18 protein-coding genes are annotated in these 19,636 nt (G+C 65.6%); 12 read left to right on the plus strand and 6 right to left on the minus strand.

All coding sequences use genetic code 11. The features are described from left to right. The first annotated feature begins 244 nt into the window (after nucleotides 1-244). Entirely contained in the window at nucleotides 245-1,411 is a 1,167-nt protein-coding gene (locus tag G8O24_RS32585) for an ABC transporter substrate-binding protein (RefSeq protein ID WP_188106544.1), read from the plus strand. A 6-nt stretch (nucleotides 1,412-1,417) separates the two neighbouring features. On the opposite strand, the gene G8O24_RS32590 is transcribed toward G8O24_RS32585, so the two are convergent. The 4 genes from G8O24_RS32590 to G8O24_RS32605 all read right to left on the minus strand — a co-directional run bounded on the left by G8O24_RS32590 (nucleotide 1,418) and on the right by G8O24_RS32605 (nucleotide 6,094). Next, nucleotides 1,418-2,395: a hydroxyacid dehydrogenase gene (locus G8O24_RS32590; protein WP_188106546.1), complete on the minus strand. Its 978-nt coding sequence runs from the start codon at nucleotides 2,393-2,395 to the stop codon at nucleotides 1,418-1,420. Between the two features lie 12 nt (nucleotides 2,396-2,407). Continuing rightward, nucleotides 2,408-4,282 carry a TRAP transporter large permease gene (locus tag G8O24_RS32595; RefSeq protein ID WP_244646114.1) on the minus strand — a complete coding sequence of 625 codons (1,875 nt, stop codon included), beginning with the start codon at nucleotides 4,280-4,282 and terminating at the stop codon, nucleotides 2,408-2,410. Nucleotide 4,283: 1 nt separating this feature from the next. After that, a complete protein-coding gene (locus G8O24_RS32600; protein WP_188106548.1) occupies nucleotides 4,284-5,315 on the minus strand; it encodes a TRAP transporter substrate-binding protein in 1,032 nt (343 codons plus the stop codon). Nucleotides 5,316-5,650: 335 nt separating this feature from the next. Then, nucleotides 5,651-6,094 carry a DoxX family protein gene (locus G8O24_RS32605; RefSeq protein ID WP_188106549.1) on the minus strand — a complete coding sequence of 148 codons (444 nt, stop codon included), beginning with the start codon at nucleotides 6,092-6,094 and terminating at the stop codon, nucleotides 5,651-5,653. 95 nt (nucleotides 6,095-6,189) lie between these two features. Between G8O24_RS32605 and G8O24_RS32610 the strand changes: the two genes are divergently transcribed. From G8O24_RS32610 to G8O24_RS32620, 3 genes are all read left to right on the plus strand, one after another. After that, entirely contained in the window at nucleotides 6,190-7,110 is a 921-nt protein-coding gene (locus G8O24_RS32610; RefSeq protein WP_188106551.1) for a LysR family transcriptional regulator, read from the plus strand. A gap of 146 nt (nucleotides 7,111-7,256) precedes the next feature. Next, nucleotides 7,257-8,732: a caspase family protein gene (locus G8O24_RS32615; RefSeq protein ID WP_188106553.1), complete on the plus strand. Its 1,476-nt coding sequence runs from the start codon at nucleotides 7,257-7,259 to the stop codon at nucleotides 8,730-8,732. 231 nt (nucleotides 8,733-8,963) lie between these two features. Next, nucleotides 8,964-10,631: a SulP family inorganic anion transporter gene (locus G8O24_RS32620; protein ID WP_188106555.1), complete on the plus strand. Its 1,668-nt coding sequence runs from the start codon at nucleotides 8,964-8,966 to the stop codon at nucleotides 10,629-10,631. Between the two features lie 53 nt (nucleotides 10,632-10,684). Here G8O24_RS32620 and G8O24_RS32625 read toward each other — a convergent pair whose 3' ends face one another. Next, complete coding sequence (locus G8O24_RS32625) at nucleotides 10,685-12,109, minus strand: FAD-binding oxidoreductase (protein WP_188106557.1); 1,425 nt, start codon at nucleotides 12,107-12,109, stop codon at nucleotides 10,685-10,687. 88 nt (nucleotides 12,110-12,197) lie between these two features. On the opposite strand from G8O24_RS32625, the gene G8O24_RS32630 reads away from it, so the two are divergent. Continuing rightward, nucleotides 12,198-12,701: a thioesterase family protein gene (locus G8O24_RS32630; protein WP_188106559.1), complete on the plus strand. Its 504-nt coding sequence runs from the start codon at nucleotides 12,198-12,200 to the stop codon at nucleotides 12,699-12,701. Nucleotides 12,702-12,703: 2 nt separating this feature from the next. Here G8O24_RS32630 and G8O24_RS32635 read toward each other — a convergent pair whose 3' ends face one another. Then, nucleotides 12,704-12,874: a DUF1328 domain-containing protein gene (locus tag G8O24_RS32635; protein WP_188106561.1), complete on the minus strand. Its 171-nt coding sequence runs from the start codon at nucleotides 12,872-12,874 to the stop codon at nucleotides 12,704-12,706. A 233-nt stretch (nucleotides 12,875-13,107) separates the two neighbouring features. On the opposite strand from G8O24_RS32635, the gene G8O24_RS32640 reads away from it, so the two are divergent. From G8O24_RS32640 to G8O24_RS32670, 7 genes are all read left to right on the plus strand, one after another. Further along, nucleotides 13,108-15,687: an ATP-dependent helicase gene (locus tag G8O24_RS32640; protein WP_188106563.1), complete on the plus strand. Its 2,580-nt coding sequence runs from the start codon at nucleotides 13,108-13,110 to the stop codon at nucleotides 15,685-15,687. Nucleotides 15,688-15,694: 7 nt separating this feature from the next. Next, the gene (locus G8O24_RS32645; RefSeq protein WP_188106564.1) at nucleotides 15,695-15,982 is read left to right on the plus strand and encodes a type II toxin-antitoxin system HicB family antitoxin; all 288 of its coding nucleotides are present in this window, start codon (nucleotides 15,695-15,697) and stop codon (nucleotides 15,980-15,982) included. A gap of 88 nt (nucleotides 15,983-16,070) precedes the next feature. Beyond that, complete coding sequence (locus G8O24_RS32650) at nucleotides 16,071-16,487, plus strand: hypothetical protein (RefSeq protein ID WP_188106566.1); 417 nt, start codon at nucleotides 16,071-16,073, stop codon at nucleotides 16,485-16,487. Next, complete coding sequence (locus G8O24_RS32655) at nucleotides 16,487-17,155, plus strand: OmpA family protein (protein ID WP_188106576.1); 669 nt, start codon at nucleotides 16,487-16,489, stop codon at nucleotides 17,153-17,155. Before G8O24_RS32650 ends, G8O24_RS32655 begins: the two co-directional genes overlap by 1 nt. Nucleotides 17,156-17,327: 172 nt before the next feature. Further along, the gene (locus G8O24_RS32660) at nucleotides 17,328-17,846 is read left to right on the plus strand and encodes an Mpo1 family 2-hydroxy fatty acid dioxygenase (RefSeq protein WP_188106578.1); all 519 of its coding nucleotides are present in this window, start codon (nucleotides 17,328-17,330) and stop codon (nucleotides 17,844-17,846) included. A gap of 33 nt (nucleotides 17,847-17,879) precedes the next feature. Then, nucleotides 17,880-18,911 carry an NAD-dependent epimerase/dehydratase family protein gene (locus G8O24_RS32665; protein ID WP_188106568.1) on the plus strand — a complete coding sequence of 344 codons (1,032 nt, stop codon included), beginning with the start codon at nucleotides 17,880-17,882 and terminating at the stop codon, nucleotides 18,909-18,911. 31 nt (nucleotides 18,912-18,942) lie between these two features. Further along, on the plus strand, nucleotides 18,943-19,569 hold the full coding sequence (locus tag G8O24_RS32670) for a methyltransferase family protein (protein ID WP_188106570.1): 627 nt from the start codon (nucleotides 18,943-18,945) through the stop codon (nucleotides 19,567-19,569). The last annotated feature ends 67 nt before the right edge of the window (nucleotides 19,570-19,636 follow it).

Here is a 19,636-nt window from a genome sequence, read left to right on the forward strand (position 1 = left end):
CGAACTTAGGGTTGAGCCACCGTGGCAGCTATCGGACAAGGATCGCGGTTAAGAACTGCACAACATTGGAACCGTCAGGCCGAGCATCGGGAGGCTTAGTTAACGATTGACCTGTGCGTTGGAGGAATCTGGTAGCCGATTGCCGCATTTACCCGGAATCCTACGGATCGCTGGCTCGGCGATAGTTAGCGCGCTGTTCAGCCCCCGGACCTATCGTAGCCGCATGGATCCGGCGAGCTCTTTCATGAAACGACCGCGCGCAGCGATAGGCACGGCGCTTGCCGCCGCGTTGCTCGCGGCGGCAACGCTGCCGGCGAGAGGCGACGAGGTCGGTGTCAGCGGGGATGCGATCCTGTTCGGCCAGGCTGCGGCGCTGGAAGGCCCGTCCTCCATGCTCGGACAGCACATGCGGCGCGGCATCGTCGCGGCGTTCACCGAGATCAACGCCAAGGGCGGCGTCCATGGCCGCAAGCTCCAGCTCATCAGCCGCGATGACGGCTACGATCCCGACCGCTCGGTGTCGCAGACCCTGCAGCTGATCGAGGACGACAAGGTGTTCGCGTTGATCGGCGCGGTGGGCACGCCGACTGCGATGGCGACCATCCCCCTGACGAGCGCGCGCAACATCCCCTTCATCGGACCATTCAGCGGCGCCGAATTCCTGCGCGACCTCGAACTGCCGAACGTCGTGAACATCCGTGCAAGCTACAGCGCGGAGACCGAGACCCTCGTCAAGCACCTCACCGAGGATCGCCATTTCACCCGGATCGGCATCTTCTACCAGGACGATTCGTTCGGTCGCGACGGGCTCGCCGGCGTGAAGAACGCCCTTGCCAGGCGCGGGCTCGAACTCGCCGCCGAAGGCACCTTCGAGCGCAACACCCGTGCGGTCACCACAGCCTGGCGCACCATCAAGCGCGCCGAACCCGAGGCGATCGTCATGGTCGGAACTTACGGTCCGAGCGCGGAGTTCATCAAGCTCGCGCACCGCAACGGCGTCTATCCGACCTTCGTCAACATCTCCTTCGTCGGCGCCACTGCGCTCGCCAGGGAGCTCGGCCCGGACGCCGAGGGCGTCGTCGTCGCGCAGGTCGTGCCGTTTCCCTGGGATCGTTCGATCAAGCTCGTCGCCGACTATCAGGCGGCCCAGCGGGCGTTCGATCCGACGCTGACACCGGACTTCGTATCGCTCGAAGGCTATCTCTCCGGCCGTCTCGCCGCAGCGGCGCTGGAAAAAGCCGGACCGAACCCGACCCGCGCGGGCCTCTTGCGCGCGATCAAAGATACCGGACGCTTCGACATCAGCGGCAGCATCGTCACCGTCGGCGCGCGCGCCCTCGACACGCCCCCCAAGGTGTTCTTGACGGTGATCCAGAAGGACGGGACCTTCAAGGCGGTCGACCGGCTGTAGGGGCGCTCAGGGCCGCCGCGTCCAGCGCTCGGCGTTGACGGCGCCGACCGGGGCCTCGCCCTTGATGATGGCCTCGACCTGCCGCACTGTCTCCAGCGACTGGTACTCGATCGCCTGCGGCGTCAATCCGCCGACATGTGGCGTGGCGACGACGTTGGGAAGCCTCGCCAGCTCCGGCGTCGGCATCTGATCGGGCGCACGGCCGACGTCCATCGCCGCGCCGGCGATGCGGTTCTCCAGCAGCGCCCTGGCGAGCGCCGCCTCGTCGACCAGATTGCCGCGCGAGAGATTGACGAACACGGCATGCGTCTGCATGCGCGCCAGCGCCGCCTCCCCGATCAGCTTCTCGGTCTGCTCGTTGGCAATGGCGAGGCAGACGACATAGTCGGACGACGCGAGCAGCTCGTCGAGACCGACCTGCCTGATCGCGCTGTCGCTCACAGTGGCAAAGGGATCGGCGACCAGCACCTTCATCCGCAGCACCTTGGCGATCTCGGCGAGATAGCGCCCGATGCTGCCATAGCCGATGATGCCGATCGTGCTGCCGGCGAGCTGGCGGCCCATCCGCGCCTCCGGCTTGCGGCCGGCCTGGTAGTCCGCGGTGGTTCGCGACACGCCACGCGACAGATCGACCATGAAGCCGACGGCGAGCTCGGCCACCGCCTGGACGAAGCCGGGGCCGGCACGGGTCACCAGCACGCCGGCTTGCGAGGCGGCTTCGACATCGACATTGCGGATGTCGACGGCACAGCGGACGAACGCGCGCAAACGCGGCAGTTGCGCAAAGATTTCGCCGCGGCCTTCGGTCATGCGATCGGCGACGATGATGTCGGCGTCCTTGGCCGCATTGACGAGGTTCACCGCGTCGAGGGCCTGATCACCCTCGTGGAGGATCACATCGGCAATGGCACGCAGGCCGTTCAGGCTGCGATCGCCGTAATAATTGCGGCGCATCTCCGGCGTGTGAGCCAACAGGACTTTCACGGCAGGACTCCTTCAGTAGCCGAATGCGCGCGGCAACGCGGTCGAGAGCCACGGCACGAAGGCGATGACGAGCAGGCAGAGGAACAACAGGCCGAGATAGCCCAGGATCGGCTTCACCGTTCGCTCGATCGGCACGTTGCCGATCAGGCAGGCACCGTAGAGCCCAAGGCCGAGCGGCGGGGCGAACAGCCCGATCCCCATCGCGATCACCAGCACGACGCCAAAATGCAGCGGATCGATGCCGAGCTGCACGGCAACCGGCAGCAGCAGCGGCCCGAAGATGATGAGCGCGGCCGCACCTTCCAGCACCGAGCCCATCACGATCAGCACGGCGATCGCGAGCAGGATGAACAGCCAGACGCCCGAGGTCTTGGACAGGCCCAGCATGAAGTCGCCGACGGCGTGCGGCACCTGCTGCAAGGTCAGCGTGAACGCCAGCGACTGCGCGGCGGCGACGATGAACAGCACCAGCCCCGCGCGCGTCGCCGCCTGGACGAAACTATGTGCTGCTGATTTCAAGCCGAGCTCCCGGAACACCACGCTGCCGACCACGAGCGCATAAGCGACCGCGAAGGCGGAGATCTCGGTCGCGGTGGCAAAGCCGCTCTTGAAGCCGAAGAAGATCATGAAGATCAGGCCGAACGAGGCGATCGCGCCGCTCCACAGGCCGGAGACCGGCATCTGCGGCTCGGCCTCCTCGGCGTTGTCAGGCGTCTTGCCTGATATGATCGAGAAGGCGATCAGGACCGCGGCCATCAGCGCGGCCGGCAGCAGCCCCGCCATGAACAGGCCGCCGATCGAGAGGTTTGCAACGAAACCGAGAATGATCAGGTTGATGCAAGGCGGAATGGTCTCCGCCATCACCGCGGATGCCGCGAGCAACGCCACCGCCCCGCCCGGATTCTGCTTCGAGCGGCGCGCGGCCGGGATCAGCACGGAGCCGACCGCCGCGACATCGGCCATCTTCGAGCCTGAGATGCCCGAGAACAGCACCATCGAGGCCACCATGACGACGTTCAGGCCACCGCGCATGCGCCCCACAGCGCGCTGGAGCAGCTCGATCAGGCGCACCGACATGCCGTTGGCTTCCATGAGATAGCCGACGAGGATGAAGAACGGGATGGCCAACAGCACGAAATTGTCGATGCCGCGCGCCATCTGCTGGGCGAAGATGACGCCGGGCAGCGCGCCCTCGACCCAGATGAAGATCAGCGCGGCCAGCGCCAGGGCAAAACCGATCGGCAAGCCGCCGAACAGCGTGGCGAAGAAGCCGATCAGCATCAGCGTGCCCGCCGACGGCACCGAGGACGGCGACAGGTAATCCCAGGCGAGATAGAGACCGGTCACGACGGCGACCGCGACGAGGCCCCTGACGATGTCAGGCAACGGCCGCCCGCAGAGATGATCGATCGCGAACACCGTCATGAACAGCGCGCCGATGCCCATCGGATAGAAGGTGAGCTCCAGCGGCAGGCCGGAGCCGGTGGTCTGCCCTGCGGTCAGCGAGCCCAGCTTGATCGCGTTGTAGGCGACGTAGCCGGAGATCAGCACGACCAGCACGGCGCTCATCGCGTCGACCAGCATGCGCAGCCGCGCCGGCAACAGATCGCGGAAGAACGACACGCCGACATTCTCGCCGCGCGCCAGCGCGCTCGCCGCGCCGAAGAAGGCCGATCCGACCATCAGGCCACGCGCGACGTCGTCGGACCATTCGACCGGCGCGTTGAAGAAGAAGCGCAGCAGCACCGAGCCGCAGACGACCGCGAGATCGGCAGCCAGCAAGATGGCCGCGATCGCGTCGCTGCAGCGGAGCAACAGCGCGATGCTGCCGTGGCGGCCGCCCGCGAAGGACAAGGCGCCGGTCATCGCCATCTCGGATTTGGCCATCTCAGGCTTGCGTCGAACGAATGATGTCGATGACGGCCTTGGACTCCGGCCGCGCCTTGATGAAGTTTTCGGTCTGTGGCGCGACGCGCTTCTTGAAGGCCTCGCGGTCGCATTCGGCGACCGTTACGCCCTTCTCCGTCAGGGCCGCAAGCGCCTCCTTCTCGACCGCAAGCCCGTGCGTCCGCGTGTCGGCCGCGGCCTTCTTCGCGGCGTCGAGAAAGCCCTCGCGCAACTTCGGATCCATGCGGTTGAAGGTCGCGTCGCTGAAATAGATCGCAAGCGGCGAGAAATTGTGCTGCGTCAGGGCATAGAACTTCGCGGTCTCGAAGAACTTGCTGGCGAGGATCGTCGGCGGATCGTGCTCGAGCCCGTCGAGCACGCCGGCCTGCAGCGCCGTGTAGATTTCGCCGAACGCCAGCGGCGTCGCGGCGGCCCCCATCAGCCGCAGACATTCGGTGATGACGGGATTTGGCAGGGTGCGGATCTTGAGGCCGGCGAGATCCTCCGGCGTCTTCACCGGCTTCTTGGCAAGCACGCTGCGCGAGCCGAAATTATAGGCCCAGGCGATGATGCGGATGTTGCTGCCCTTGAGCAGCGCATCCTCGATCGGCTTGGCGGCACCGGCGTCGAACGCCTTGGTCTGCTGCGGGAAGCTCGAGAACAGAAAACCGAGATCGTAGGTGCCGACCAGCGGCACCAGATTGGCCGAGATCGAGGAGCCCGAGACCATGAGGTCGATCACGCCGAGCTTCACCGAATTGATGACGTCGATTTCCTGGCCGAGCTGGTTATCCGGGAAGAAGGCGACCTCGACCTGCTCGCCGAGCCCGTTGCCTTTCAGATTCTTGACGAGGTTGTCGTAGTAGACGCGACCGTTGGCGAATTTGGGATCGTTCGGCAGCGAGGAGGAGCATTTCAGCTTCAGCGTCGCGGCTTCAGCGCGACCGATGATGGCCGGAGAGAGCACGAGGCCGGCAGCGACCGCCGTCGACGACTTGATGAACGTGCGACGGCTGACGGGCACGATGGTCATGGTGTCTCTCCCCGATATTTTTGTTGGCGGCCGCGATCTTCGCCACGGCCTGTTGCGCGGAGAGTATGGCCAAAGCGACGGGGCAGGCAAGGCGTGCGGCCCGAGCGGTGCGCGTGCGCGAGCGGCAGGCGCACCGGCGGGAATCGCAGCGGAACGCCTGTATTTCCCGAGGTTCTCGCGCATGCCGCAGCGCGCTCGAACGGCGGGCCATGCAGGATTGGCGCAGATCGATCCAATTCAGGTATGGATCGATGCCGAACGCAGATTGATGGGTGCGCAGCAAAAAGCTGCGGGACCGGGACCCCGCAGCTTCAGCATTTCAGCGATCAATGAAATCAGCGCGACGGTGCGACGCTCAGCTGTGCATTTGCCGCCTCGACATCGCGCGAGGGCCGCAGCGCGAAGGCGCCGTCGCCGAGCAGCGCCTGTGCGACCAGCGCAATTGCCCAGAAGGCGGGAAATTCCCAGCCGCCCTTCGGGTTGGTGAAGAAGAAGCCGGCCGCAGCGTGCACCGAGAAGATGGCACCGAGCAGGACCGGAATGCCGGCCAGCGCCGCATAGCGGGTCCAGACGCCAAGAATGAGGGCAATGCCGGTGAGGACTTCGACCGTCATCACGAGGTAGGCCAGCTCGGGCGGGAAGCCGAGGCTGCCGAAGAACTTTGCGGTGCCGGCGGGGGTGAAAACGAACAGTTTCAGGCTGGCATGGGCCAGGAACAGGGCACCCAGCGTCGCGCGCAGCACCAGCGCGGCATAGGGAGCGGTACGGGAATCGATCATGGCGGTCTCCATTGTTGGACGGCTTATGATCTATTCTCAGGGGAATGATAATCTGCTATTTTGGAAATATACCTCACACTCATAGAGTGAGATAGATGCTTGACCGTCTCACCAGCCTGGAAGTCTTCGCCAAGGTGGCGGCGAGCGGCAGCCTGTCCGGCGCGGCCCGGGCGATGGGCCTGTCGCAGACCATGGTGACCAAGCACGTCGCCTCGCTGGAGGCGCGACTGGGCACCAAGCTATTCCATCGCACCACGCGGCGGCTGTCGATCACCGAGGCCGGCCGGCTCTATCTGGAATCCTCCGAGCGCATCCTCGCCGACATGGAGACGGCCGACGCGGCGGTCGCACGCGAGCGCGTCGAGCCGCGCGGATTGTTGCGGGTCAATGTGCCGGTGGTGTTCGGCACACGGCAGATCGCCCCTCTCATCGCCGAATTCTCGGAGCGCCACCCCGAGGTCACGATCGAACTCGGCCTCAACGATCGTCTCGTCGATCTCGCCGAGGAAGGCTGGGACCTCGCGATCCGCATCGGCAAGCTCCGCGACTCCAGCATGGTGGCACGCAAGCTGGCACCGAACCGCCTCGTCGTCTGCGCCGCTCCCTCTTATCTCGCCAAACACGGGACGCCGCGCAGCGTCGCCGACCTCGCCGCACATAATTGTCTCGGCTACACGCTTTCGCAGCAGGCGAGCGCGGCGGAATGGCTGTTCGGCGCGGATGGCGAGATCCGCGTCCAGGTGTCCGGAAACCTGCGCGCCAACAATGGCGATGCGCTGCGGGCGGCGACGCTGGCCGGCGTCGGCCTTGCGCGGCAGCCGACCTTCATCATCGCCGATGATTTGCGCGCCGGCACGCTGGTCGCGCTGCCGCTCGACCAGCCGGAGATGCAGTCCTCTGCGGTGCATGCGGTCTACCTGCCCGATCGCCGTCCGCCGGCGAAAGTGCGCGCCTTCATCGATTTCCTCGCCGCACGCTTTGCACCCGTTGCACCCTGGGATCGCGGACTGTTCTGACATCCTCCGGCGCAAAGTGTCGGCTCCGGCAGAGGCGCTGCCCCATTTTGCCGCACGCCCGTCCGTGAGCTAGCGCACAGACGGCGTCGTGGCGGACCATTAGAAAAGGTGACATCCTCGCGCCCATTGCCGATGGAGGTGATCTCATGCGCCGTCCAATCCTTCGCAATTTGATTCTTGCCTCTGCCCTGCTTGCACTCATCCGATTGGCGACGCCGACGCAAGCCGCGGCCGAAGCCCGGCTCGCGCTCGTGATCGGCCAATCCGCCTATCGCACGGTGCCGGAGCTGCCCAATGCCGCCAACGATGCCAAAGGCATGGCCGAGCTGCTCGGCAATGCAGGTTTCACCGTCACCTCGGCGCCGAACCTCGCGCAGAACGAGATGCGCCAGGCGATCTCGGATTTCGCCGGCAAGGTCAGCGCCAGCGGCGCCGACACCGTCGCGCTGGTGTTTTATGCCGGCCACGGGCTGCAGATCGACGGCGAGAACTATCTCGTGCCTGTTGATCTCGATCCCAAGCGCGAGGCCGACATTCCGCTGCAGGGCGTGCGGCTAAACGATCTGCTCAACACGCTCGGCGCGCTGCCGACGCGGGCACGCATTTTCATGCTCGATGCCTGCCGCAACAATCCCTTCCCGGCGCTGTCGGGCGCAGGCCATGGGCTCGCCATCGTCGACACCAAGGCGGGCGCGCCCGGCTCCTTCATCTCCTACTCGACCTCGCCCGGTGCCGAAGCCGAGGACGGCTCCGGCGCCGACAGCCCCTACACCACGGCGGCGCTGAGCGTCGCCAAGCAACCAAATTTGCCGATCGAGGAAGTGTTCAAACGCATCCGCATCGCGGTGGCGCAATCCACCGACGGGCGCCAGATTCCCTGGGAAAGCTCGTCGCTGACGACCGACTTCAAGTTCTTCGGCGACAGCAGCGGTCAGCCGCCCGCTCCGGGCGCGAATGCGATGGCGCTCGCCAGCGCCCCGCGCAGCGTGGAGGACTGGCGCAAGGATCTGCAGGGCAAGGACGCCAGGGCCGCCTATGATCTCGTGATCGCCGACGACACCGTGGAGGCCTATCAGGCCTATATCGAGCTCTACGCCCAGGCCTCCTATACGCCGCGCCTGCGTACGGTGCTGGAGCGCCGGCGCCAGATGCTGGCATGGGATCGCGCGGTGGCGATCAATACCCGCGCCTCCTACGAGGCCTATCTCGCGAACTGGGGCAGCAGCGATCTCGCCGCGACGGCGCGCCGTCTCCTGCTCCGCGTGCAGAACCGCAACTATGCCTTGCCGGTGGTGGCCGCAGCGACGCCGGTCGCGGTCGCCATGGCGCCGACCTGTCCCTGCTCGACGCCGACGCCGCCGGCGACGCCGATCAACCCGACAATTGCCCCCGTCATCAAGAAACGCGTCGACGACACCCCGCCAAAGCGCAAGGTCGTCGACACCCCGCCGAAGCGCCGGCCGCCGCCTGACGAAGTCGTCTACGAGCGTGCGCCGCCTCCCGGCCCGCCGCCCGAAGCCATCGGCGTCGGAATCGGAATTGGCCTCGGCATGGGAATGGGCATGGGCGGCCGTGGCGGTGGAATGGGACGCGGCGGCGACTACGGCCGCGGCAGGTACTGACCGCCCGCGCCGCGACACGGAGGACAATCTGTCCTCCGTCGTTGCGAGCCACCGGGTCCGCGCGAAGCGCGGCCCGATGACAGGCTCAGCGAAACAATCCAGAGTCTTTCCGCGGAGGGATTCTGGATTGCTTCGCTGCGCTCGCAATGACGACGGAGAGGCCGCCGCCTGCCTCCCTTCCGGAAATGCTGTAGTCTGATCGACCGACTCAGGATCCGGAGATTTTCGTTGATGCCGCTAGACGCTCGCGCCAAGCACGCATGGCCGCTGTTCCGATCGCTCGCGTCCTATTCCCTGCCTGGCGATCTCATGGCCGGACTTACGCTCGCGGCCATCGCGATCCCGGAGCAAATGGCGACCGCGCGGCTCGGCGGCTTTGCACCGCAGATCGGCTTCTTCGCCTTCATGGCGGGCTCGCTCGGATTTGCGCTGCTCGGCGGCAACCGCTTCCTGTCCTGCGGCGCGGATTCCACGATCACGCCGATCTTCGCCGGCGGGCTTGCCGCGCTCGCCGCCACCGGCTCGCCTGAATATCAGGGGCTGGCGATCGGGCTGGCCTTGATGGTCGGCGCGATGATGCTCGCCGGCGGCGCGTTCCGTCTCGGCGGCATCGCCAATCTCCTATCGATGCCGGTGATGGTGGGCTTCCTCGCCGGCATCTCCGTCCACATCATCGTCTCGCAATTGCCTGGCGTGCTGGGGCTGGAAACACCTGGGGGCCCGACACTCGATCGCATCGGCGTGCTCGCAAGCGAGATCGGCCGCAGCAATCCCGTCACGTTCTGCATCGGCTTCGGCGTTCTGGCTGTCGTGTTCATCTCCGAGAAGATCAGCGCAAAAATCCCCGGCGCGCTGATCGGGCTTGTCGGCGCGACGCTGGCCACGATCGCGCTCGGTCTCGAGAGCCGGGGCGTCAACGTCGTCGGCACGGTGCCGGGCACCCTGCCGCGACTGACCTTGCCCGAACTCGCACCAGCGCATTGGGTGCATCTGGTCTCGCTCGCCTTCGTGATTACTGTCGTGGTGATGGTGCAGACGGCAGCAACAACGCGCTCGTTCCCATCCGATCCCGACAAGCCCGCCGATGTCGATCGCGACTTCCTCGGCGCCGGTGCCGGCAGCGTGCTGTCAGGCCTGTTCGGCGCGTTTCCCGTCAATGCAAGCCCGCCGCGCACGGGCATCATCGCCGAGACCGGCGGACAATCGCAGCTCGCAGGACTTGCGGCCGCGGTGATCGTGCTGCTGCTGCTCGCGTTCGGAACGGGACTGTTGCGCCATGTGCCGGACGCGGCGCTCGGCGGCATCCTGCTGTTCGTGGCGCTGCGGATCATCCGTGTGCAACAGATCGTGACGATCTATCGTCAGTCGTTCAGCGAATTCCTGCTGATCGTGGCCACCGCCGCGCTGATCATCGTGCTGCCGATCCAGCAGGGCGCGTTCCTCGGCATCGTGCTGTCGCTGCTGCACGGCATCTGGAGCACGACGCGCGCGCGGCTGGTCGAGTTCGAGCGCGTGCCGGGCACCACGATCTGGTGGCCGGCGCATCCGCACATCACCGGCGAGCGCATCGCCGGTGTCGCCGTGATCGGACTGCAGGCGCCATTGTCCTTCCTCAACGCCCCGGGCTTTCGCGGCGACGTGACAAAAGTTCTCGGCACGGCGGCGCCTCAATTGCTGGTGCTGGAGGCCAGCGGCATGGTCGAGATCGACTTCACCGCAGCGCAGATCCTGCTCGATGTCTTCAAGGTGTGCGAGGCGCAAGGCGTCACGGTCGCGCTGGCCCGGCTGGAATCGGTGCGCGCGCAGGACGCCTTCGAGCGCTTCAGATTGTTCGACGTCCTGCCGAAGGAGCACGTCTTCCACAGCGTGGATGAGGCCGTGCGCAAGCTGGCGAAGTGACCTCCTCGCTCCGCCGTGACGGAGCGAGCATAAACGAAAGACAATGCCGCGCGCTACGCCTCCGGCACGATCTTGCCGGGGTTGAAGATGTTTAGCGGATCGAGCGCCTTTTTCAACGCGCGCATCGCGTCGAGCGCCTCGGGGCCGAGCTCGGCCTTGAGGTATTTCTGCTTGCCCTGTCCGATGCCGTGCTCGCCGGTGCAGGTTCCGTCCATCGCCTGGGCGCGTTCGACCAGGCGATGCATGAATTCCTCCCCGCGCGCCATTTCTTCGGCATCGTTGGTGTCGCACACCAGCGAGCAGTGGAAATTGCCGTCGCCGACATGGCCGACGATCGGCGACAGCAGATTGAGGCGCTCCAGATCTTCCTCGGTCTCGCTGACGCAATCGGCAAGCCGCGAGATCGGCACGCAGACGTCGGTTGCGACCACGCCGATGCTGTCGCCGGGCCGCAGCGCCTTCACGGACCAATAGGCGTCGTGGCGCGCCTGCCACAGCTTGGTGCGGTCCTCGGGCTTGGTGGTCCAGGAGAAATCGCCACCGCCGCAATCCTTTGCGATCTCGCCGAACGCCTTGGACTGCTCGGCGACCTCGATCTCGCTGCCGTGGAACTCCATCAACAGCAGCGGCGTCTCCGGCAGCGTCAGCTTGGAATAGGCATTGCAGGCCTTCACTTGCGCCGCGTTGAGCAACTCGATTCGAGCAACCGGAATTCCGGTCTGGATCGCCAGGATCACCGCCTGACACGCGCCGTGCACTGACCCGAACGACACCGCGCCGGCCGCGATCGTATCAGGGATGCCGCGCAGGCGGATGGTCAGCTCCGAGATGATGCCGAGCGTGCCTTCGGCGCCGACGAACAGATGCGTCAAATCGTAGCCGGCCGATGATTTCTTGGCGCGCGTCCCCGTGGTGATGATCTCGCCGTCGCCGCGCACCACTTTCAGCGCCAGCACGCTGTCGCGCATCGTGCCGTAGCGCACCGCATTGGTGCCGGAGGCGCGGGTCGAGGCCATGCCGCCGAGCGAGGCATCCGCGCCGGGATCGATCGGGAAGAACAGGCCCTGGTCGCGCAGATGCTCGTTGAGCGCCTTGCGGGTGACGCCGGGCTGAATCACGCAGTCGAGGTCCTCGGCATGGACCGCGAGCACCTTGTTCATGTCGCGCAGATCAATCGAGATGCCGCCGGCGGGCGCATTGACCTGGCCCTCGAGCGAGGTGCCGGTGCCGAAGGGAATGACGGGCACGCCGTTCTTGGCGCAGATCCGCACCACGTCCTGGATGTCGGCGGTCTCCTGCGCCATGACGACGCCGTCGGGCGGCTGGTTTGGAATCCACGTCGTGGTATGGCCGTGCTGCTCGCGGACGGCCTGCGAGGTGATGAGGCGGTTGCCGAAGCGTGCGGCAAGCTGCTCCAGTGCGCTTGCAAGGGCTTTCGGCGCCGGCCGCGGCGGATTATTGGTGATAACAGTACCCACGGATCGTCCTCCCGACGAGAAGAAACCGTGGCAAAGGACATAAAGCCGGTCAAGTCAAGCGACCGGACGCATAGCCAGGGAATGAGACATGCCGGAGAGTGCCGCTTCGAAGCCCGCCGAGCCGTTCCGCTCGTCGATCATGCAGATCGAGCCGCAATGGATCGACTACAACGGCCATCTCAACATGGCCTATTACAACGTGATGTTCGATCGGGCGATCGACCAGATGTGGCTGCAGCTCGGGATCGGGCCTGCTTACATGAAGGAGCGGGGCGGCTCGACCTTCACCGCCGAGTGCCATGTGCGCTATTTGCGCGAGATCCATCTCGGCGATCCCGTCCAGGTCTCGGTCTGGCTGCTGGAAGCGGACGAGAAGCGGCTGCACACGTTCCAGGAGCTGCGCCACGCCACCGAGGGCTGGCTGTCGGCCACCTCCGAGAACATGTCGCTGCACATCGACATGGGCTCGCGAAAAGTGGCGGCGTTTCCGCCTGATATCAGCCAGCGCATTGCAGCCGTGATGCAGGCTCACAGCGCCGTGCCGCGGCCCGAGGGCATCGGCCGCAGCGTGGCGATGCCCTCGAAGAAGTAACGCTAGATCCTGCGGCCTCGGGCAAGGCCGACCACGGCCGAGACCAGGAACAGGACGACTGCGATGAAGAAGATGATCTTGGCGATTTCGATCGACGCGCCGGCGAGGCCGCCAAAGCCCAGGATACCGGCGATCAGTGCGATGATCAGGAACGTCACAACCCAGCTCAGCATGGTCAAACCCTCGTCTTGATGTCACTCGGCACGGCTGGGCCGCGCCGCCTGCCCAGACAATCTCGACGCGGGAACGATGGTTCCGGTCTGCACAACGGCGAAATTCGCGCCTGCCGAAGGAACAAATCGGCCCCCCGCGCACGTGGAAAACCTCTCCCGGCCGCCCCATATAGGCAACAATCCCTGTTATGAAGGCTCCCTCCCGTCACCCCGCGGTGCCATCGTGGGGCCAAATGATTCGCATGACCGAGCCGAGCAAGATCACAGGCGTACCCGACCACCAGCCCGCAGCCGGCGGCATCGCCGCGCGTGCGCGCGCCTCGGTGGGCCCGAAATATCTGACCGGGCTCAATCCGGAGCAGCGCGAAGCCGTGGAGACGCTGGACGGCCCGGTCCTGGTGCTGGCCGGCGCCGGCACCGGCAAGACCCGCGTGCTGACCACGCGCATCGCTCACATCCTGAGCCAGGGCCGCGCCCGCCCCGCCGAGATCCTGTCGGTGACCTTCACCAACAAGGCCGCGCGCGAGATGAAGCACCGGCTCGGCCAGATGCTCGGCCACGCCGTGGAGGGCATGCCGTGGCTCGGCACCTTCCACTCCATCGGCGGCCGCATCCTGCGTTTCCATGCCGAGCTGGCGCAGCTCAAGTCGAACTTCACCGTGCTCGATGTCGACGACCAGGTGCGGCTGCTCAAGCAGCTCCTGCAGGCCGAGAGCATCGACGACAAGCGCTGGCCGGCGCGCATGCTGGCCGGCCTGATCGACGGCTGGAAGAACCGCGGACTGATGCCATCGCAGGTACCGTCGGGCGAAGCGGCGATGTTTGCCAACGGCAAGGGCGGCAAGCTCTATGCGAGCTACCAGGAGCGGCTGAAGATCCTGAACGCCGCCGATTTCGGCGATCTCTTGCTGGAAAACATCCGCATCTTCCGCGAGCATCCGGACATTCTCCGGCAGTACCAGCAGCGCTTCAAATACATCCTGGTCGACGAGTACCAGGACACCAACGTCGCGCAATATTTGTGGCTGCGCCTGCTGTCGCAGGCGCCCTCTTTCACCTCTCCCCGCGTGCGGGGAGAGGTCGCATCGCGAAGCGATGCGGGTGAGGGGGACTCTCCCAGCGCCGAGCTCGTGGAAGCAGCCCCTCACCCCGCCCCTCTCCCCATGAAGGACGGGGAGAGGGAGAGAACCAAAAACATCTGCTGCGTCGGCGACGACGACCAGTCGATCTATGGCTGGCGCGGCGCCGAGGTCGACAACATCCTGCGCTTCGAGCACGATTTTCCGGGCGCCAAGGTGATCCGCCTCGAGCGCAATTACCGCTCGACCGGCCATATCCTGGCGGCCGCCTCGCATTTGATCGCGCACAACGAAGGCCGGCTCGGCAAGACGCTCCGCACCGAGGACGTCGAGGGCGAGAAGGTCACGGTGACAGGCTCGTGGGACTCCGAAGAGGAAGCCCGCGGCATCGGCGAGGAGATCGAGCAGCTGCAGCGCCAGGGCGAGAAGCTCAACGAGATCGCCATCCTGGTACGCGCGTCCTACCAGATGCGCGAGTTCGAAGACCGCTTCGTCACGCTCGGCCTGCCCTATCGCGTCATCGGCGGCCCGCGCTTCTATGAGCGCGCCGAGATCCGCGATGCGCTGGCATATTTGCGCGTGATCAATTCGCCGGCGGACGATCTCGCCTTTGAGCGCATCGTCAACGTGCCCAAGCGCGGCCTCGGCGATGCCACCATCCAGTTGCTGCACGACCATGCCCGCAAGCGGCGCATTCCCTTGTTCGAAGCGGCGCGCGCCGTGGTCGAGACCGATGAACTGAAGCCAAAGGCGCGCGGCTCCTTGCGCGACGTCGTCGCCCAGTTCGATCGCTGGCGCGCCCAGCGCGAGGTCACCGCGCATACCGATCTCGCCCAGATCGTGCTCGACGAGAGCGGCTATACCGAGATGTGGCAGAAGGACCGTTCGGCCGATGCCGCGGGCCGGCTGGAAAACCTCAAAGAGCTGGTGCGCTCGATGGAGGAGTTCGAGAACCTGCAAGGATTCCTCGAGCACATCTCGCTGGTGATGGATCGCGAGGGCGGCGCTGAGGACGACGCGGTGTCGCTGATGACGCTGCACTCGGCCAAGGGCCTCGAATTCGACAACGTGTTCCTGCCCGGCTGGGAAGAAGGCCTGTTCCCGAGCCAGCGCACGCTGGACGAACAGGGCCGCGCCGGCCTGGAAGAAGAGCGCCGGCTCGGCCATGTCGGCCTGACCCGCGCACGCCGCCGCGCCATGATCTATTTCGCGACCAACCGGCGCATCCATGGCACCTGGTCGACCACGATCCCGTCGCGCTTCCTCGACGAATTGCCGGCGGCCAATGTCGAGATCACGGAATCCAAGGGCGGCTCGGCCTGGGGCGGCACCGGCGGCTACGGCGCCTCGCGCTTCGACGACATGGAAGCATTTGGATCGACCTACTCCACGCCCGGCTGGCAGCGCGCCCAGGCCAACCGCAACAGGGGCGGCGGTCGCAATGGCGGCGGGCGTGGCGGCTTCGAGGAAGAGGCCGCCACGTTCTCCTCATCTCCGTCATCAGGTCCCGATTTCGGCAGCTTCTCCTCGCGCCGCCGCGGGCCGATGACGATCGAAGGCGAGCTGGTCGCCAAGTCCACCGGCACGACCTCGGAATTTTCGCTCTCCGACCGGGTCTTCCACCAGAAGTTCGGCTACGGCCACGTCACCAAGATCGACGGCAACAAGCTCACCATCCATTTCGACAAGGCCGGCGAGAAGAAGGTCGTGGACAGTTTTGTGCAACGGGCGTGAGGCCGTTATGCCTCACTACGTTGCCATCATCGAGGACGCAGGCCCTGACGACGTCAGCTTGTGGTTTCCCGATCTGCCCGGCTGCATCTCCGGCGGCGACGACGTCGACGAGGCCCTGGAGAATGCACCCGAGGCGATCGCATTCTACCAGGAGGAGCTGATCGAGGGCGGCCGCCAGCTTCCGCCGCCGAGAACGCTGGACCGACTCAAGGCCGATCCGGAATTTGCCGACGCGATCCGGAACCACACCGCCGTCCTGATCGAATTTCCGCCCAGCGACGATACCGCGGAGTGAGGACTGTTCGCCGCACTGGCCGGACTCTCGACAGTTCTCCCCCCAACAGCCCTTGACCATGGCGAACTTCCCCGTATCAGATGCAACCATGGTCCGGGGCTCCATCACGCTGATCGTACTGGCATTGGGGATGCCGTCGCTTGCGACGGCGGAGACCATGAGCTTCGGCGATTCGATCGGGCTCTTGGCCAAGAGCTGCAGTGCAGAAATCGTCGCCAATTGCCGCGGCGTCAATCCGGACTCCACCCGCCTGAAGGAGTGCCTGTCGCGCAACCGGGACGTGCTCTCCCAGCAGTGCCAGAGCGACTATCTCACCGCGTTCGACGCGATCCAGAAGCGCGTGGCGGCCCGTGTTGCGGTCGCGAACGCCTGCCAGCGCGAGATCGTCAAGGTCTGCGGCGGCTCGACCAAGGAGACCAGCAAGTCGATCCCCTGCCTGGTCTCGACGCCCAAGGGCATCAGCAACAACTGCCTGAAGGCCGTCGACGAGGCGGGGTATCGATGATGCGCGCGTCAGGGCACATCATCGCCGGATTCGGCGTTGCGCTCGGCCTCGCTCTGCTCGCAGGCGCTGCGGCTGCGCAGACGGCACCGACCCGCGACGACATCGTCGGCAAGCTCAATCATTTCGAGGAGGCCGGCGAGGTCGACCTGCCTGCGCTGAAGCAACAGGTGATGGAGCGGGCCAAGGCCAGGATCAAGAACGATCCGGGTCCCGTGAACCGGCCGCCAATCGCACCTGACCTCGCCAGGCTGCCCGCCTTCAACGCGCAGATCCAGTTCGACGCCGACACGCCGATCATCCAACCGGAGTCCTATCAAACTGTCGGCCGGATCGCAGACGCGCTGGTTCACGCCTCGCTGCTGCCCTACACCTTCCTGATCGTCGGCCATGTCGAGTCCAATCAAAAGACGCGCGAGGCCAACGCGATCCTGAGCCAGCGCCGGGCCGATGCGATCCGTGACGTGCTGGTCAACACGTTCAAGATTTCGACCAAGCGGCTTCAACCGATCGGCCTCGGTGAGGAACAATTGCTCGACCGCGCGAAACCGACTTCGGCGGTCAACGGCCAGTTGCAAATCCTGACCTTTGCCAAACTGCCCGAAGACGTGCCGGCGCATCCCGCAGCCGCCCCCGCCCCTGCGGCGAAAAAGCCCGCCAAGAAGCACTGAGCGGGGCACCCCAAGCGCTGCGGGAACCCTTTGAAGTCCCGATCGTTTTATGGTCCGGCCCAGGGCGCGACAGCACGGTCCTGCGCGACAAAAGCGCCGGTTTGTGCACCGCTCCATCAGGTGCTATAGGCTCTGTTCGTCCTTCCCCGACCCTGTGCTGCATGAGACCGAGATGGGTGGCTTTTTTCAACGCCAACTTGCCGTTTATGTCGAGTACCATCGCGATCCACGGAACACGGCGATGCACGTCGTCGGCATCCTGCTGCTGTTCACCGGGGCGGTGATGCCACTGACGCTGGTCAAGCTGCCGCTGTTCGGTGTCGAGGTCAGCCTGGCGGTGATCCTGGCCTTGCCGGTTCTGATCTATTGGCTGCTGCTCGACGTGGCGCTCGGGACCGGAATTCTGGCCGTCTCCATCGTGTTGTTTTCGATCGCGTCGACCATCGCGGCTCAGGTCAGCATCTCGACGATGTGGGCCATCTTCGCCGCCCTGGTCGTGCTCGGGCTCGCCGCGCAGACCATCGGCCACAAGGTTTTTGAGGGGCGCGAGGCCTCGTTGTTCACGTTTCCGTCGCATCTTTTGCTTGGACCAATGTTCGTCATGGCAAAATTATTCATTGCACTGGGTTTTCGTCGTGACCTTGCCGCGATTCTCGCGCCTCTTCCGACCAACTCCCTTTCAACCCGATAGGCTTCCCGAAGCGGAATAGTAGCAACCTTCTTCATGGCTCTCGTACTGGTTACCGGTGGCAGCGGCTTCATCGGACATCATCTGGTAGAAGCGCTCCGCAGCAGGGGGCAGCGGGTGCGCGTGCTCGACGTGCGACCGCCGGCCGCACCCTATGCCGATGTCGACTACGTGACAGGCTCGGTGCTCGACGGCGCCGCGGTCGATGCTGCGCTCGCCGGCGCCGATCAGGTCTATCACCTCGCCGGCCTCCCCGGGATGTGGGTCGCCAACAAGCAGGACTTTCACGACGTCAATTTCCGCGGCACCGAGATCGTGCTGGCGGCGGCGATGAGGCGCGGCGTCTCGCGCTTCCTTCACTGCTCGACGGAATCGATCCTGTTCGGCTATTCGGACCTGAAGGGCATCGCCGCCGAAGAGGCGCTGCAGCCGGCCGATGCCATGCCGGGCGCCTATACAAGGTCGAAGTCGCTTGCCGAGCATCACGCCGCGAAGGCGGCTGCCACGGGCTTCCCGCTCGTCATCGGCACGCCCACCATGCCGATTGGCGCAGCCGACCACAATCTGACGCCGCCGACCGCGATGCTCTGGTACTTCCTGCAGAAGAAGGTGCAGCCGCATCTCAACTTCCTGGTCAATCTCGTCGACGTGCGCGACGTCGCGATGGGCCTCGTGCTCACCATGGAACGCGGCCGCATCGGCCAGCGCTACATTCTCGGCGGCGACTGTGTTCCGCTCGGGCGGATCCTGCGGATGATGTCGGCGATGAGCGGCCGCCGGCAGTTTCCGATCGTCGTGCCCGGCAAGATCGCCGAGTTCTCCGCGATCATGCTCGAGTTCATCTCCGACCACTTCACGCGCCAGCCGCCCAACGGCACCGCCGAAGGGGTGCGCATCGCGCTCGCCGCCAGCGATCTGTCGATCGGCAAGGCACGCACCGAACTCGGCTATGCGCCGCGCCCGATCGAGCCGGTCCTGCGCGAAACCATCACCCATCTGCTCGCCCGCAACGGCCAGCAGCCCTCCGGCGCCATCGAGCACCACGCGCTGTCCTCGCGCGCGAGCTGATCTGTCCGCCCAAACCAAAGAACCTTTCCGCATGTCCTTCGATTTCAGCAAGCTTCTGTCCGTCGCCTGGGGCGGCTGGACCACGACCTGGCCGACCGAGCTCCTGGCCCTGATCTGGCTCGCCTTTCTCGCCAGTTGGGTCGGCGCCTCGTTCTGGCAGGGGCGGACCAAGAAGCAGGTCATGACGCTGGAGTCGCAGCGCTACCGCCTGCCGATCCTGGTCGGCGGCATCCTGTACACGCCGTTCATTGCGGAGGTCATGGGCTGGAAGCCGCTCTGGGTGCTCGGCAACACCGGCATCACCATCGCCGCCGTCCTCTCGGTCGCCGGGATCGCCTTCGCCTGGTGGGGACGGCTTCATCTCGGAAAGTTCTGGTCCAACACCATCACCCACAAGGAAGACCACCGCGTCATCGACACCGGCCCCTACGGCATCGTGCGTCACCCGATCTACACCGGGCTGATCTTCGGCATGCTCGTCACCGGCGTCGCGATCGGTTTGGTGACGACGATCCTGGGCGCCATCCTGATCTCGCTCGGCATGTGGCAGAAGGGCCGGATGGAAGAGGTGTTCCTGTCGAAGGAGCTCGGCGAGGACGCCTACGGCGCCTATTGCCGCCGCGTGCCGATGATCATTCCGTTCCTGTCGCCGCGGTGAAGACGCGCGAGCCCTAAATCCTTCCCTGAGCAGCGTTGCTATTAGTCCCGTCATCCTGAGGTGCGAG

It is taken from the genome of Bradyrhizobium campsiandrae (genome assembly GCF_014529705.1).
GTDB lineage: Bacteria > Pseudomonadota > Alphaproteobacteria > Rhizobiales > Xanthobacteraceae > Bradyrhizobium > Bradyrhizobium campsiandrae.

Bases quoted from the DNA above. Each gene is read 5' to 3' on its own strand.
- G8O24_RS32585 (WP_188106544.1), top strand. From the start codon at position 245: ATGAAACGACCGCGCGCAGCGATAGGCACGGCGCTTGCCGCCGCGTTG.
- G8O24_RS32595 (WP_244646114.1), bottom strand. From the start codon at position 4,282: ATGGCCAAATCCGAGATGGCGATGACCGGCGCCTTGTCCTTCGCGGGC.
- G8O24_RS32600 (WP_188106548.1), bottom strand. From the start codon at position 5,315: ATGACCATCGTGCCCGTCAGCCGTCGCACGTTCATCAAGTCGTCGACG.
- G8O24_RS32605 (WP_188106549.1), bottom strand. From the start codon at position 6,094: ATGATCGATTCCCGTACCGCTCCCTATGCCGCGCTGGTGCTGCGCGCG.
- G8O24_RS32610 (WP_188106551.1), top strand. From the start codon at position 6,190: ATGCTTGACCGTCTCACCAGCCTGGAAGTCTTCGCCAAGGTGGCGGCG.
- G8O24_RS32615 (WP_188106553.1), top strand. From the start codon at position 7,257: ATGCGCCGTCCAATCCTTCGCAATTTGATTCTTGCCTCTGCCCTGCTT.
- G8O24_RS32620 (WP_188106555.1), top strand. From the start codon at position 8,964: ATGCCGCTAGACGCTCGCGCCAAGCACGCATGGCCGCTGTTCCGATCG.
- G8O24_RS32630 (WP_188106559.1), top strand. From the start codon at position 12,198: ATGCCGGAGAGTGCCGCTTCGAAGCCCGCCGAGCCGTTCCGCTCGTCG.
- G8O24_RS32635 (WP_188106561.1), bottom strand. From the start codon at position 12,874: ATGCTGAGCTGGGTTGTGACGTTCCTGATCATCGCACTGATCGCCGGT.
- G8O24_RS32640 (WP_188106563.1), top strand. From the start codon at position 13,108: ATGATTCGCATGACCGAGCCGAGCAAGATCACAGGCGTACCCGACCAC.
- G8O24_RS32645 (WP_188106564.1), top strand. From the start codon at position 15,695: ATGCCTCACTACGTTGCCATCATCGAGGACGCAGGCCCTGACGACGTC.
- G8O24_RS32650 (WP_188106566.1), top strand. From the start codon at position 16,071: ATGGTCCGGGGCTCCATCACGCTGATCGTACTGGCATTGGGGATGCCG.
- G8O24_RS32655 (WP_188106576.1), top strand. From the start codon at position 16,487: ATGCGCGCGTCAGGGCACATCATCGCCGGATTCGGCGTTGCGCTCGGC.
- G8O24_RS32660 (WP_188106578.1), top strand. From the start codon at position 17,328: ATGGGTGGCTTTTTTCAACGCCAACTTGCCGTTTATGTCGAGTACCAT.
- G8O24_RS32665 (WP_188106568.1), top strand. From the start codon at position 17,880: ATGGCTCTCGTACTGGTTACCGGTGGCAGCGGCTTCATCGGACATCAT.
- G8O24_RS32670 (WP_188106570.1), top strand. From the start codon at position 18,943: ATGTCCTTCGATTTCAGCAAGCTTCTGTCCGTCGCCTGGGGCGGCTGG.